General features: G+C 43.2%; 15 protein-coding genes. 4 read left to right on the forward strand and 11 right to left on the reverse strand.

Going from position 1 to position 15,250, the window contains the following annotated elements:
• Positions 1-15: 15 nt before the first annotated feature.
• Together RA086_RS08105 and pdhA are read right to left on the reverse strand one after the other, a co-directional pair.
• Entirely contained in the window at positions 16-993 is a 978-nt protein-coding gene (locus RA086_RS08105; protein ID WP_308703329.1) for an alpha-ketoacid dehydrogenase subunit beta, read from the reverse strand.
• Position 994: 1 nt separating this feature from the next.
• Positions 995-2,107, reverse strand: coding sequence for a pyruvate dehydrogenase (acetyl-transferring) E1 component subunit alpha (gene pdhA / locus RA086_RS08110; RefSeq protein WP_308703330.1), 1,113 nt, complete (start codon positions 2,105-2,107; stop codon positions 995-997).
• A 304-nt stretch (positions 2,108-2,411) separates the two neighbouring features.
• Between pdhA and def the strand changes: the two genes are divergently transcribed.
• Positions 2,412-2,972 carry a peptide deformylase gene (def, locus tag RA086_RS08115; protein WP_308703331.1) on the forward strand — a complete coding sequence of 187 codons (561 nt, stop codon included), beginning with the start codon at positions 2,412-2,414 and terminating at the stop codon, positions 2,970-2,972.
• A gap of 59 nt (positions 2,973-3,031) precedes the next feature.
• On the opposite strand, the gene RA086_RS08120 is transcribed toward def, so the two are convergent.
• Positions 3,032-3,526, reverse strand: a complete 495-nt coding sequence (locus RA086_RS08120) for a hypothetical protein (RefSeq protein ID WP_308703332.1) — start codon at positions 3,524-3,526, stop codon at positions 3,032-3,034.
• Between the two features lie 276 nt (positions 3,527-3,802).
• Here RA086_RS08120 and RA086_RS08125 point away from each other — a divergent pair, with 276 nt between their 5' ends.
• The 3 genes from RA086_RS08125 to RA086_RS08135 all read left to right on the forward strand — a co-directional run bounded on the left by RA086_RS08125 (position 3,803) and on the right by RA086_RS08135 (position 6,740).
• A complete protein-coding gene (locus RA086_RS08125; protein ID WP_308703333.1) occupies positions 3,803-4,021 on the forward strand; it encodes a DNA-directed RNA polymerase subunit epsilon in 219 nt (72 codons plus the stop codon).
• Positions 4,018-5,694 carry a ribonuclease J1 gene (gene rnjA, locus RA086_RS08130; protein WP_308703334.1) on the forward strand — a complete coding sequence of 559 codons (1,677 nt, stop codon included), beginning with the start codon at positions 4,018-4,020 and terminating at the stop codon, positions 5,692-5,694. The genes RA086_RS08125 and rnjA overlap by 4 nt, the downstream gene beginning before the upstream one ends.
• 83 nt (positions 5,695-5,777) lie before the next feature.
• Positions 5,778-6,740, forward strand: coding sequence for a diacylglycerol/lipid kinase family protein (locus RA086_RS08135; protein ID WP_308703335.1), 963 nt, complete (start codon positions 5,778-5,780; stop codon positions 6,738-6,740).
• 158 nt (positions 6,741-6,898) lie between these two features.
• Here the strand turns inward: RA086_RS08135 and RA086_RS08140 are convergent, their stop codons facing one another.
• From RA086_RS08140 to RA086_RS08175, 8 genes are all read right to left on the reverse strand, one after another.
• A complete protein-coding gene (locus tag RA086_RS08140) occupies positions 6,899-7,102 on the reverse strand; it encodes a hypothetical protein (RefSeq protein ID WP_308703336.1) in 204 nt (67 codons plus the stop codon).
• A gap of 173 nt (positions 7,103-7,275) precedes the next feature.
• A complete protein-coding gene (locus RA086_RS08145) occupies positions 7,276-8,664 on the reverse strand; it encodes a C40 family peptidase (protein ID WP_308703337.1) in 1,389 nt (462 codons plus the stop codon).
• Positions 8,665-9,053: 389 nt separating this feature from the next.
• Positions 9,054-10,019 (reverse strand): ribose-phosphate diphosphokinase, encoded by a 966-nt coding sequence (locus RA086_RS08150; protein ID WP_308703338.1) that lies wholly within the window; start codon positions 10,017-10,019, stop codon positions 9,054-9,056.
• 128 nt (positions 10,020-10,147) lie between these two features.
• Positions 10,148-12,673 carry an SF1B family DNA helicase RecD2 gene (gene recD2, locus RA086_RS08155; RefSeq protein ID WP_308703339.1) on the reverse strand — a complete coding sequence of 842 codons (2,526 nt, stop codon included), beginning with the start codon at positions 12,671-12,673 and terminating at the stop codon, positions 10,148-10,150.
• 15 nt (positions 12,674-12,688) lie between these two features.
• Positions 12,689-13,384, reverse strand: coding sequence for a tetratricopeptide repeat protein (locus RA086_RS08160; RefSeq protein ID WP_308703340.1), 696 nt, complete (start codon positions 13,382-13,384; stop codon positions 12,689-12,691).
• Between the two features lie 12 nt (positions 13,385-13,396).
• Entirely contained in the window at positions 13,397-14,062 is a 666-nt protein-coding gene (locus tag RA086_RS08165; RefSeq protein ID WP_308703341.1) for a histidine phosphatase family protein, read from the reverse strand.
• Positions 14,063-14,335: 273 nt separating this feature from the next.
• Positions 14,336-14,860: an ExeA family protein gene (locus tag RA086_RS08170; protein ID WP_308704438.1), complete on the reverse strand. Its 525-nt coding sequence runs from the start codon at positions 14,858-14,860 to the stop codon at positions 14,336-14,338.
• Positions 14,850-15,107: a hypothetical protein gene (locus RA086_RS08175; protein WP_308703342.1), complete on the reverse strand. Its 258-nt coding sequence runs from the start codon at positions 15,105-15,107 to the stop codon at positions 14,850-14,852. The genes RA086_RS08170 and RA086_RS08175 overlap by 11 nt, the downstream gene beginning before the upstream one ends.
• Positions 15,108-15,250: the final 143 nt, after the last annotated feature.

Raw genomic sequence — 15,250 nt, forward strand, 5'->3', positions numbered from 1 at the left:
CGATGCGTGAGACTTTTAGTAATTTAAGATCTCACGGGTTTTTGCTTCAATTTCATCTTCCGCAGGGAGCCAGTCGTCTTCAGCTAGCCCAAATGGATAAACCGTATCTGGAGCTGAAACCCGACCAACTGGTGCACTCAAGTACAACGCGCCTTTTTCAGCAATTAAGGAAGCCACATTAGCAGCAATCCCAGCTTGACGTTGTGCTTCTTGAATCGCAACGGCCCGACCAGTTTTTTCAACTGACTTCAGAATCGTCTCTTCATCTAATGGTGATAAGGTCCGTAAGTCAACCACTTCGACTGAGATACCTTCTTTTTCAAGCTTTTCCGCAACCTTTAAGGATTGGTTCACTTGGGCACTGTATGCGATCAATGTAATGTCAGTTCCTTCACGAACCACGTTAGCTTTATCCAACGGAACCGTGTAAGCTTCATCTGGAATATCGGCTTTCATTGACCGGTATAGCTTTAAGTTTTCAAGGAAGAAGACTGGATCATTGTTTCGAATCGATGAAATTAAGAGTCCTTTGGCATCATATGGATTCGATGGGGTAACAACTCGTAACCCAGGGATTTGTGCTAAGTAGCCTTCTAATGAATCGGCATGCATTTCTGGCGTATGCGTCCCACCACCATATGGTGAACGGATGGTAATTGGCATATGTCGTGTCCCACCTGTCCGGAAACGTTCCCGTGACATTTGACCGGCAATAGAATCCAAAGTTTCAAAAATGAACCCTAAAAATTGGATTTCTGGAATTGGGCGAAAGCCTTCTAGTGCTAACCCGATGGATAAGCCACCAATACCAGATTCAGCTAAAGGTGTATCGAAGACCCGATCTTCACCAAATTCAGCTTGGAGACCGTCAGTTGCCCGGAAAACCCCGCCGTTTTTACCAACGTCTTCACCAAAAATTAACGTCTTTTCATCAGACCCTAATTCTAATCGAAGTGCATCGGTAATCGCTTGAATATATGTTTTCTTTGACATGTTACTTCGACTCCTTTGCTTGGTATTCCGTAATTTGTTGTTGAATGTTTTGTGGTTGTTCTTCAAAGACATTCCCCAAAAATTCGGTCATTTTTTGCTTAGGTGCTTCATCCGCTTGTTTAACGGCGGCTTTAATGTCAGCTTTAACTTGGTCAACGTAATCGTTTTCAATATCTTCTGACCAAACGCCTTGGTCCGTTAAATATTTGCGATAACGAATCAATGGATCATTGTCGAACCATGGTTGTTCTTCAGCCTTAGTCCGATAACGTTTAGGATCATCACCAGCGTTAGTATGTGGGCCAAAGCGATAAGTTAAGGTCTCAATCATCACTGGACCATTACCAGCAGCAGCGTATTCCCGAGCGGCTTTGGTGACTTCATGAACAGCTAAGAAGTCCATCCCATCAACCTGAACACTTGGAATTCCGGCTGCAACCGCTTTTTGTGCTAATGTCCGCGCAGCCGTTTGTTTGCGACGTGGCACGGAAATCGCGTAACCGTTATTTTGAACGATGAAGACTGCGGGTGCTTGGAAGGCACCAGCAAAGTTCATGCCTTCATAGAAGTCCCCTTGCGACGTCCCACCATCACCAGTATAACTGTAAGCAACTTTATCTTCAGTCCCATTCTTCTTGATACCAAGGGCGACCCCGGCAGCTTGAATGTATTGCGCACCAATAATAATTTGTGGTGGCATGGCGTGCAAGTCTTCTGGATATTCATTACCCAAAACATGTCCACGCGACCAAAGGAACGCTTTATAAACTGGTAAGCCATGTTGAATTAATTGTGGAATATCACGATAAGCCGGCATCAAAACATCGGTCGACTTCATTGCGGAGTTGCTCCCCATTTCACTTGCTTCTTGCCCTTCAGTTGGCGCATAGAAACCTAAACGACCTTGGCGAGTTAACGCGTTTGAGCGCTGGTGTAAAGTCCGTTCCCAGATCATTAGCTTCAAGAAATCGACTAATTGATCATTTGAATATTTAGAGACAATTGCTTCATTGACTACATTAGCTTGACCATCCATAACTTGCACTGGTTTGAAATCTTTCCCAAGTGCATCTCGGATCGCACTAAAATCGACAATTGGTTTTTCGTTGTCCATAAATGACACATCCCTTTCATGAACGTACGAACTCGGCGGTTAAACCACTGGTTCGTAATCGTTTTCATAATCACAAGTCTAATTTACCATTGGTTTTCAATTTTTGCAAGCCCTTTCAAAAGGCTAAATATCAGCTTTTTAGCCAAAAATGATTGTGAATATTTTCATTTGTATTTTTGCTTGACTTTCATTAGTTTTTCGAGAATCATTCTACATTTTCATTTTTAGTTATGCTAAACTTATTTTTGAGGATTGAACTGTCCCATCAGTTCAGATCGTAGAATAGTTTTGGAGGTAATTTGGGTTGATTAAGATGAGAGATATCATCCGCGAAGGTAACGACACGTTACGAGCGGAAGCGAAACCAGTTAAGTTTCCATTGAGTCCGACTGATAAAAAATTGGCCGAGGATATGATGGCCTATTTGGAAAATAGCCAGGATCCAGAGTTAGCTAAAAAGTATGGCCTCAGAGCCGGGGTTGGTCTGGCAGCACCACAAGTCGACATTTCGAAACAAATGGCCGCGGTACTGGTACCAGCTGAAGATGATAGTGCAAAACCAGTTTTTAAAGATGTCATTATTAATCCCGTCATCATTAGTCATTCAGTCCAAGCCGGTGCACTCACTGAAGGCGAAGGTTGTTTATCCGTTGACCGTGATATTTCCGGCTATGTGATTCGGCATGATCGCATCACCTTACGCTACTATAATATGGCCGGCGAACAAAAGAAGATTCGGTTGAAGAATTACCCAGCCATCGTTTGCCAACACGAAATTGATCATTTACATGGCATCTTGTTTTATGATCATATCAACGATGACAATCCTTTTGCGGCTGAGGATGACTTAGTATTAATTTCGTAACCAACTAAAAAAACGTTTGGAATGAAAATTCCAAACGTTTTTTTGTTTCCCGTAAGTGCTTATTTAGACTCCTGGCTCAAACGCCTCAGGTCTTCTAAATATTCAAGCGTTGCTTCATTCATTAAATAAGCAATATCAAGATGTAGCTGACCATCACGCAACCAAGCATCCGTGACGCGCAAGGCTGGCCCAGCAGCCTGGTAAGCTGTAATTTGCTCATCACGGGCATAGGCTTGCAAATGATTATTTAAAATACGGCGAATCTCTGGCAGATCGGTCGCGACCATGCCAGGCGTCTCCAAGACATATTCAAACGCCATCACGCCGCGACCCCAAACATCGGCAACAGGGACAGAATGTAAAGCACCACCAACTTGTTGTGCCACCGTGGTACTACTCAACTGGCCCAGAATCGTGCTCATCGCTTGATCGACAGTCCGCTGCCCTTTCAGCCGAATCTTCAAGGCGGCACGTTTTAGCACTTGGCGTCGTAAAACTTCATATATAATCACTGCTAAAATCAAGCCAATCAAAATTGTCAGCCATTTACCCATTCAGCATCCCTCACATTTATTGTACGTTTATTCACAAAATCGCAATATTCACCGTTCGTAACTCGCTATTAGCATAGCATGTTTAATAAAAAATTTTTACCGAGAAACGCTTCTTTTTGAAGAAAGTTAACATTGTATACACCTCCGCAGAATTATGCTAAAATGAAAGATAATTGTTGTGTTTACACAACCTGGTGTACGGATCAAACTTTTATTTTTGCTACTATTTAGAATGTCAGGTTCTAAATAAATATTTTTTTATGAGGAGTTTTGTTAATGATTTACAAAGTTTACTACCAAGAAACCAAAAAACGGAACCCACAACGCGAAACGACACAAGCCCTGTATCTCGAAGCAGCTACTGAGGTTGACGCCCGCGTTTTGGTCGAAGATAACACTAAATTCAACATTGAATTTATCGAACCGTTAGAAGGTAACTTCTTGGATTACGAACAAAAAAATCCAGAGTATCAACTAACGGAGTTTAATAAATGAAACGGTTAAACGTCAAAAATAACGAAACCGCTGTTTTTGCAGTCGGCGGTTTGGGTGAAATTGGGAAAAACACTTATGGTGTCCAATTTCAGGACGAGATTATTCTGATTGATGCTGGTATCAAGTTCCCTGAAGATGAATTACTCGGAATTGATTACGTCATCCCAGATTATTCTTATCTAGTTGCAAATCAGCAAAAAATAAAAGCATTGGTGATTACGCACGGACACGAAGATCACATTGGTGGGATTCCATTCCTACTCCAACAACTCAACGTGCCGATTTATGCCGGTCCCCTAGCCTTAGCCTTAATCAAGGGTAAGCTGGAAGAACATGGGCTCTTAAAAACCACAGAGTTACACGAAATCAACGAAGACACGGTGTTGAAATTTCGTAAGACTCGGGTTTCATTCTTTAGAACGACCCATTCCATTCCAGATACGTTAGGGATCGCCGTCCAAACACCACCTGGTACCATTGTGGAAACCGGGGATTATAAGTTCGACCTGACACCAATTACGAATCAGCCACCGAACTTGCAACGGATGGCACACCTTGGTGAACGTGGTGTGTTGGCGTTGCTATCTGATAGTACCAACGCCGAACGGCCAATTTTCACGAAATCAGAACGTTGGGTTGCCCAATCAATTCGTCATATTTTTGAAGGAATCGATGGTCGGATCATTTTCGCCACCTTCGCTTCAAATATCTCTCGAATTCAAGAAGCCGCCCAAGTTGCGTTGGAACACCATCGTAAAATTGCCGTCTTCGGTCGTAGTATGGAAGGTGCCATTGTCAATGGCCGTGAGCTGGGATACTTAAACATTCCAGATGAAGCGATCGTTGATGCCAATGATATTAAATCATTGCCAGCGAATAAAGTCATGATCTTATGTACGGGTTCGCAAGGTGAACCCATGGCGGCCCTTTCACGGATTGCCAACGGGACCCATCGCCAGATTTCTGTTCAACCTGGTGACACGGTCATCTTCTCTAGCTCGCCGATTCCTGGTAACACTTTGAGTGTTAACCATGTGATCAACGAACTTGAAGAAGCCGGTGCCCATGTGATCCATGGGAAAGTCAATAACATTCATACTTCTGGTCATGGTGGCCAAGAAGAACAAAAATTGATGCTTCGCTTAATGAAGCCCAAGTTCTTCATGCCTATTCATGGGGAATATCGGATGTTAAAGATTCACACCGAATTGGCCGAACAATGTGGTGTCCCACTTGATCATAGCTTTATCTTGGAAAACGGTGATGTCTTAGCCTTAACCAAGGATTCAGCACGAGTGGCTGGTCATTTTGGTGCTGGCGATGTTTATGTCGATGGCTCTGGCATTGGCGACATTGGTAACGTGGTGTTACGTGACCGTCAAGTTCTTTCAGAAGAAGGCTTGGTCGTTGTCGTTGCCACAATTGATCTTAAGAAAAAAGAAATTCAAGCCGGACCAGACATCCTTTCACGTGGCTTCGTCTATATGCGTGAATCTGGTGATTTAATCAATGAAGCGCGGCGGCACGTCTTCCGCACGATTCGTCGCAAGATGAAGAGTGATAAGGCCAGTGAAGCGACGATTCGCAATGCGATTATCGACGACTTACAAAGTTTCTTGTTTGACAAGACTGAACGGCATCCGATGATTTTACCGATGCTAATCATGAATTAAAACCCTGCCGGAACGAGCCTGTTCCGGCTTTTTGTGGTGTAAGGGTCAGGTCAACCCTGATTCGATCTTAGTGAGGTGTAAATTTGACGACTGAATACGACATTATAATCAATGAGTTGGCTGGATCTGGTCACGGCAAAGCGGTTTGGGAAATCGTCAAGCCCCTGCTCGAACAACGCCAAATCGTTTTTGAGTCCCGTGTGTCGGAGTATGCCGGTCATACGACTCGCTTAGCGACTCAATTCGCTGAACAACAGCGCCAAAAGCCGGCCGATGTGACCACCGTCCTATTAGTTATTGGTGGTGATGGCACATTAAACGAGGCCCTCAATGGGTTAATGCAAGTGCCGACTGATCATCCGATGCCCCTCGCCTACATCCCTGGTGGTTCCGGTAATGACTTTGCTCGCGGACTTGAGATGGCTACCGATCCTGCCATTGCACTGGCACAGGTGCTTAACAACCTACGTGCCCGGCCATTAACCATTGGCTATTATCATGAAACTTTAAAAAATGAACACCGTTACTTCGTCAATAACGTCGGGTTGGGCTTTGACGCTCAAATCGTTGATGATACCAATCGGAGTAAAAAGAAGGGCAAGCTTGGGCATTGGGCCTATCTGAGTAACGCGTTAAAAGCGTATTCTCAACAAGAGGGTTACCCCCTGACCGTGCATATTGGTCGCCAGCGTGATCATTATCGCCATGCGTTTCTATGTACGGTTTCGAATCATCCGTATTTTGGTGGCGGCGTCAAAATTTTGCCACAGGCCAATATTCACGACGATCAACTAGAATTGATCGTCGTTGAAGAACCCCATTGGTGGATTATTTTGTGGCTATTCATCCTACTATTAATGGGTGGCCGACATCTGAATTCTCGCTTTGTCCATCACTATCGCAGTGATAAGCTCCATTTACTCGTCAACTCCGTTGAAATTGGTCAAATGGATGGTCAGACGATTGGTAACCGCAATTACGATCTCTATTTATCGACTCAAACTTATCCATTTTGGATTGATACAAGTATCCATGATCATTATTGATCATAACCGACACTAAAAGGTCCGCTAATCAGCCCTGAATTTTACATTCAGAGTGACTAGCGGACGTTTTTTTGTCTTCTTCAATAACTGATTCCTTGAGATTGTCATGACTAGATTGACTTAATCTAATGGCACCGTTAATCCTGAACAAGACTAACTCAATCTTCCGAAGCATTAATTGCTTCCAGCAGCATATCAAGCTGTTCACATTTTTGGGAGAGATGACTCACCCGTTCTCGTAAATGCGGGTAAATCGTAACCACCCGTGAGCGATCCTGTTGGCGTAAAGCCATGCCCTTCAAGCGATCCAATTCTGTGTTCGCCTGTTGGTATTCTTCCAGAATCTCAAATCTGTTACTCACTTAAAACACTTCCTCAAAACAATATTCTGTCTGTAAAAAAAGCAGCAGAATTAATATAACACAAACACACCCATTAATAAATCAAAAAATTAAAAAAAGTTACCAACACAAAAACAGCCAAGCTAGCCCACTGATTGTAGGAAGCTGGCTGTTTATTTAAGCAACAATTTAAGTTATTTTACCGTACCGGCAAAACTAGGCATGAACGCTGAATTAATTGTTTGTACCTGGACATTTTGACCTTCAGTTGGTGCAGCCACATATTGGTTGTTCCCAATATAGATCGCATCATGCCATGTTGCACCACGGGAACCCCAGAATAAGATATCCCCTGGTTGCGCACTAGCAACTGAATGAGATGACACATACGCTTCTTGTGCTACGGTGTTATGTGGCAAACTAATGCCAGCCGCATGCAAGTAAACATATGAAACTAAGCCAGAACAATCCATCCCCGAAAGCGTGCTACCACCCCAAACATATGGAATATTAGCATTAGCTAACTTCAAGGCTAAACTCGTTACAGAACCCGTACTGAGATCAGAGTTGCTGGTCGTTGTACTACTACTGTTATTAGTCGTTGCCGTTGAGCTCGCTTGTGACGCTGAAGACGTTGCCGCAGAGGTCGTACTACTTTGAGCAGCGGATGAGCTACTCTGTGAAGCGCTGCTAGTGCTGCTTTGAGAAGCAGTATTAGTATTGCTTTGACTGGCAGTACTGTTGCTCTGTGACGTTGTTGAGCTACTTTGGTTAGTGGTCGTCGTCGCGGTACTACTTTGACTAGCCGCAGAAGAAACTTGGGTACTTGCACTACTTGTCGCTTGCGAAGAAGCACTCGTCGTACTTGAAGCAGCAACCGGACGCAATACAGCCGTCTGTGCAGGGGCAACTGACGAGCTTTCACTCGTTACGCTGCTGGCACTAACAACTGAACTTGCACTCGTTGCGGTACTGGATGACGATGAAGCAGCGCTAACGGAACCCTGAACTTCCGTGCTTTCACTGGCTGCACTCGTACTGGTCGAAGCAACTGGCGTACTCTCACTGGCAGTACTCGTCGCACTGGTAGCTGTTGAAGCAGTCGTACTAGAACTAACCGCACTAGCAGGTGTTGCAGTCTTCGTGGTAGCAGAAGTTGCTGCTTTCGTTGACGTTGCACCTGGCACTTGAATGTTTTGACCAACCACGATCAAATCACCCGACAAGCTATTTAGCGTTTGTAGTTCATGGACTGAGGTTTGATACTTATCAGCTAAATCCCATAAAGTATCGCCAGCTTTAACGGTATATGTACCCTTTTTGGCTGATGATGATGAGGATTCCCCACTAATTTGTAACTTTTGACCAACATAAATTAAACTAGAATTACCATTAAGAGATGCTGAATTTAACTTCTCGACACTCTTGATTGAAACACCATGTTGCTGAGCGAGACCCCAGACCGTATCATTTTGTTTGACGGTTACTGTGGCAGCATTGGCAGCTTGTCCTGTGGCAAGCAATAAACCAACGGCACCAACCGTACCGGCTAGGACCTTGCCCGTTGTATGTGCTTGTGACATTAACTTCACTCCTTTAGCAAATTATAAACACTCTTACCTGAAATATGATAACTAACTGTGGTATACAGACTTCTTAATGAAATCTTAATACCTTAGACAAATCATAACTTTATTGTAGCACATCTTCTGAAAATGCAAACCAGAATCACTTATTTTTTAATAAAACAGTCCGTTTATTTTTATAATTAGTTGTTAATGTCAAACGAATACAAGTCCCCGTCAGATCAAGGTTTATCCAGATTGTCATTTGCCTAACGCTTTGATAGGCCAACCGTTAGTCTTTTAGACGAAAACGGTACCAGTAATTAAGCAATTTATGTCATTATCCGCATTAATAAGTCAAAAAAATAACGAACTCAAATTTTTGTTTGAGTTCGTTAACGTCGTACTTAAATCTTCGGATCAAATAGACTATCAACCGGTTGTTGTTCATGAACTAATTTAATTGCATCACCCAAGAGTGGTCCGACCGAAAGTTGTACTAATTTGTCAAACTGCTTGGCTGCTGGAATTTGAATCGTATCTGTCACAATGACTTTTTCCAAAGCAGAAGCTTGTAACTTCTCTGGCGCATCCTGCGAAAGAATCGCATGGGTTGCACAACCATAGACCTTAGCAGCACCAGCTTGCTTCAAGGCAGTTGCCGAAACATCAAATCGCGTGCCAGTATCAATCATATCGTCGATCACAATCGCGATACGACCATTGACCTCACCAATAATACTGTTAGGCACGATGCCATCATCATCAGGGTGCCGATTATCAATAATTGCAATGGGCGCTCCTAGTAGTTCCGCCATCTTGCGCGCACGTGAAACACCTGCATGGTCTGGCGAGACCACAACCAAATTATCCGTAATTCCACGATCTTTAAAGTACCCCGCTAAGATGGGGGCTGCCAATAAATGATCAACTGGAATATCAAAGAACCCTTGAATTTGGGCTGCATGCAGATCAATGGTTAAAATCCGCGTTGCGCGATCTTTTTCTAGTAATGTCGCAATCAACTTAGCGGTGATTGGTTCCCGTGAACGCGCTTTGCGATCTTGACGAGAATAACCGTAATATGGGATTACCACATTGATTTCACTAGCACTAGCGCGGCGTAAGGCATCAATCATAATCAAAAGTTCAAGAATCGTATCATTGACGGGTTCAGAAATAGATTGAATCACAAAAACTTCTGCCCCACGAATACTTTCTTCTATATTAATTTGAATTTCGCCATCACTAAAGCGTTTAACAGAACTTTTGCCTAGCGGGATGCCAACCCGTTCTGAAATTTTCTGTGCTAATGGCAAATTAGAATTTAAGGCAAATAACTTTAACTTGGCACTTGATTCATCTACTGACATAACAACCTCCAGAGAATAGTTTCATGACATATATGCTTAATTATAGCAGTATCCAACTTGAATAACAGATAAAAGCTGACCTAAATCAGTAAATTTAGGTCAGCTTTTATCTTGTTATAGGCAACTAATTAAGATACTGATGATTGTGGCATGAAATCTTCAGGCGTCACGCCAGTCATCCCAATCATGGGATCAATTTGACCATTCTGTACCAATGCCGGCGTTAGCCGTTGTGGTCCGGTCACAGTCTCGGGGTCAGTCGTTGACGCCGCAACCGTTGCAGCTGGTGCCACTGAGGCAGGTGTGTCGACAGTGGCTTCAGTCTCGGCACTGCTTGGCGCTGGCGAATCCGGAACTGCTTCACCCGTGAAGACTTGTTGCAATCGTTTGGTCAAAGTCGTCAATCGGTTGACCGATTCATTAGTCACACTACGTTCGAAAGATTGAATATCGCCTAATAAAATCAAAATTTGTTCGGCACGTGTCACTGCCGTATAAAGTAAATTACGTTGCAACATTCTTGAAAACTGTGGCACTAATGGCAACACGACCATTTTGAATTGACTCCCTTGCGACTTATGAATCGACATACTATAAGCTAATGTCAGTCGATTCCAATCCGACTTTTGGTAAGTCACTTCATTTTGCTCAAAAGCGATAATCAATTGGTCTTTTTTCGACTTATTGTGTGGATCTTTCGCTAAATCGATCCCAACAATTTTACCGATATCGCCATTAAAAACATTATCTTCTGGCGCATTGACCAACTGTAATACTTTGTCGCCAACCCGAAATTCCTGATCATTATATCTGATTCGCTTCTGTTGTTTGGATTTCAAGGGATTAAAAATATTTTGCACCGTCGTATTCAACTGATCAATCCCAGCGGCACCCCGATACATCGGCGCAAGAATTTGCACCTCATCCGCGGTGAAGCCTTTCGCCTTCGCCTTAGACACCACCTGTTCAATGATATGGTTGACCTGAAAGGCATTGCAGGAAATGAAAGATCGATCGGGCTGATTGACGCGAAAATCATCCGGCAAACGGCCTGACTTAATCGCATGCGCCAGTGGAATAATACTTGAATCATCATCTTGCCGATAAATGGTCTTTAATTCAATTTGTGGTAGTTCTGGACTTTGTAACAGGTCATGAAAGACTTGGCCAGCCCCCACCGATGGCAACTGATCCTTATCACCCACTAAAATCACTTGCATATGACTTGGCACAGCTTGTAACAATAGTCGAAATAACGTCGTATCAACCATCGACATTTCATCAATAATTAAAATACCACCTTCAAGATCCTTCGTAGGCATTTCGGGATCGTCATCTCGGCCAGTCAGTCCTAGTAATCGGTGAATCGTGCCGGCTGGTAATCCAGTCGTCTCGGCCATCCGTTTAGCGGCACGACCAGTTGGTGCAGCTAACAAAATTGGGAAACTTTTTTCTTTGTACTCATTCAAATCTAACGATACGTCATGTAACTCGGCAAACAAGGCGACCAAACCCCGAATAATCGTCGTTTTACCGGTCCCGGGACCCCCGGTTAAAAGGAACAGGTGTGACGTGACCGCTGATTTTAAAGCCTGAGTTTGCGACTCATCATAAGTTAAGTTGCTCGCTTTGGCCACATGGGCAATCGCCCGATCGACGACTTTGTCAGTCAAGTTGCCATCATTGTCGGCATCGTGTAACCGTTTAAGGTGCTCAGCAATGCCCCATTCTGCTTCATATAAGTTGCGAAGATAAATGCGATTTTCTTCGCCAACGATTTTATTATCCTTAGCCAATCCTACCAATTGATCCGCCAACTTTTGCGGATCAATCGCAACATTCCGTGAGTTTTCAAGTAGTTGCAGCGTTGCGGTAATCAAGAGCTTAGCGGTCGTATAAGTATCGCCATTTTGTGCACAATTCTCATTGATCTGGGTCAATAATGCCGCCCGCAACCGACTATCGGCCTGCGGATCAACTTTAAGTTGTGTGGCAATTTGATCTGCCTTCTTGAAACCGACTCCTTTGATATCTTCCACTAGACGATAAGGATCGTTTTGAATCACTTGCAACGTATCTCCCTGGTACTTCGCATAGATTGCGGCCGCTAAACGGCTCCCAAAACCATAGGCATTCAGCCCAATAATCGTTTGTTCTAATCCATTATTGACACGTAAAGTATCTAATAATGTTTGCTGTACCGATGCCCGTAAGCCAATCGGTTGCAAAACTTTAGGGTCTGCTAGAATCTTATCAATGGCATCTTCTCCTAGCGTATCGACAATCCGTTCTGCCGTTCGTCGACCTAAACCAGGAAAATCACTGCCAGCTAAATAAGCAATCAAACCACTTCGCGACGTTGGGGTTTCATTTTGATAGTTGTCAGCTTGAAATTGGGTGCCATATTTGGGATGACGCACGGTTTTACCCGTAAACTTATAGGTGGCTTCTTCTTGAATGTCAGCAAAGCTCCCGGTCACAACAATTTCATCCTCGGACCAATCAATATTTTGTTCTGTCACTTTAACAAGTAAAACTTTATAAAAACTATCCGAACTACTGAAAAAAACGGCCGCAACCTTACCCACAATATAGCGTGTAATGGTCTGACCACCTTGATCATCCGGAAATAAACTAGGATCTGTTGCCGGCACCGAAGTCCCTCCTGACTATTTTTTCGTTGACTGATCTGACGATTGATTTTGCGCCGCGAGCATTTTTTCAATATCACTCAATTGTTGCTGATGGCTTTTAAAGTAATTAGCATCAATCTTTTTGGCCATTGCAAACAAGGCTGAGTACGGCTTGCCCAATACCATGGCAGTCAAACCAGCATTAAAATAAGCGGCTCCTTGCTGGGGATCAAGCTGAATGACTTTTTGAAAGTAATCGTACGCCTGCTGGTTATTGCCTAATGCAAGTAAGATATTTGCTACTAACAAATTAGCATCCACAGCCTCTGGCTGAGCCTCTTGCGCCGTCAATGCCCAGACCAATGCATGTTGATAGTCTTGTTTCGCCATCAACGATTGACCCATCATTAAATACGCATCCGCTTTTAATTTTTCATCGGTAATTTTCTGATAAGCGCCTAATGCCCGATCATACGACTCGGCTTGATAATAAACGTTACCGAGCGCGTAAGTCAATAAATTTTTAGCATGATCATTTTTCTCAAATTGACCTAAAGCCTTCATGGCAAGAGCTTCCGCCTGCTCATAATCTTGTCCCGCCGTCAAAAGGACGGTTAATTCATAATACGCTTGGAAATCTTTAGGATCAGCGTCAATTTTTTGAACCATTTGGTGAACCAAGGCTTGTTGTGCTGCTTGACTTGGTCGCTTATCTGCATGCTTTGTCACCATTATGCCTCTTTTCTAAATCGTATCGGTTGGATCTGGTTGTCGCGATAAGTACGACGTATCATTCCACAAGAGTAACTTGTAGCTTTTACCACGATCGCGTGTTTCCAAAATAGTGGTACTCGTATTAGAAAGTCCACCACGATCACGTAATGTCGCTAGTGAGGCTCCTAACATCGTATTCACTAAAGCGTTCAAAGCGGCCCCATGACTCACAATCAAAACATTATCCTCACGACGTGGATTCGCTGTGACAATTTGTTTAATGGCTGGTAGCATGCGCTTGATCAATTGCTGAAAGCTTTCACCTTGAATAGCCGTTGGATCGTACAAATCCGGATGATTACGAAAGTTATCAAATTCAGCGGGGTATTTAGCCTGCACATCCGTAAAGGCCATCCCTTCCATCTTACCCAAATTAAATTCACGCAATCGACTCAAAATAGTGACGCTTAAATCCGGCTGATCCAGATCATGTTTTAAAGTCATCGCCGTATCCCGAGCACGCTTCAGTGGACTGGCATAAATATGGCTAAAATGAATATCTTGTAACGCCGCCGCTAATTGGTGGATTTCTTCATAACTAGCCGGTAATAAAGGGGAATCACCTTGTGAACCTTGATAGCGGCCCTCAAGATTCCATTTCGTTTTACCATGCCGAATAAATAGCAATTTTGTCAAAAGATTACTTCCTCATCTTGGTCGTCAAACGGCCTTACAGTTTAAACTCTATTATGCCAGTTATCCGGCTAATTTTCAAAATTCAATGGTTACTTGTCGAACGGCAGATTATTCCGGCAGTCAAAAGTCATATTATTTCAGCCAGATTCTCGCAATCTTTGCTGTGATAATATGACTTTTATTTTCCATTCTTTCAAATCGGCCAGATTATTCCAGTTTCTACTTTTACACGAATCAAAAAGGCCGACGAATGTCGGCCCAAGCTGATTATTGTTAGATGATTGCGATCTCCAAATTGGCCTGAAAAACCAATTCATTATCAATCTGTTGTTTCTTTTGGGCTGTGCCCAAAATCAAACACTGTGTGATCATTAAATCGAGACGACGAAGACTACCGTTACTATGTTCAATCATTGTCGCTAAGGTCTCAGTCGGAATTAGGTTTTCTTGAATACCAGCGCTTTTAAACTTGGCGGCCACATAGTCATGAAATTCTTCGTGATTTAGACCTAAGACCTGATAATTAACCGTAATTCGTTGGCGAAAGGCCTCAAATTGTGGCCTCTGTACGGTTTGGGCTAATAGTGGTAGTCCAGATAAAATAACAATACACTTCTTATCTCCATCGAGTTTGAAATTTGTGATAAGCATCAATTCATTGAATATTTGTCCGTTTAAATACTGAGCCTCATCAATGATAAAGACTGGTGTTCGATGTTCATTGTCATGCAGTTCGATGATTCGTTCTTGGATTTGACGAAACTTAGTCGCTTTACGAAAGGCGGGTTCAATGCCAATACTTGTTGCTAGTTGTTAAAGGTAAATAACACACTTGATACTTGTTAGGACTTAAGCTTTGAGAAAAATTACGTAAGATAACGGTCTTGCCAACACCTGAACGACCAGTGAATAGGCCTATCCCTAGCGATTTAACCAGATAGTCTAAACGATAAGTCATCTCTTTATAATCGATTGTTGTCACAACTCGTTTTGCTGCTTTATCAAAGGGGTTATGAGTCATACCGTAATATACTAAGAAATCCATTATTAGTCCTCCGTCATGCGAATGCGTTCGCGTGCTGTGCGACCGTTCTCTAGCTTATCGACTAACTTGATGGGTAGTAATTGTCCTTCACAGTCAATCCAGACCACCGAAAGGTCTGGTTGGTAACGAACTGTGACTCGTTG

This window comes from Lactiplantibacillus brownii (genome assembly GCF_031085375.1).
Taxonomy (GTDB): domain Bacteria; phylum Bacillota; class Bacilli; order Lactobacillales; family Lactobacillaceae; genus Lactiplantibacillus; species Lactiplantibacillus brownii.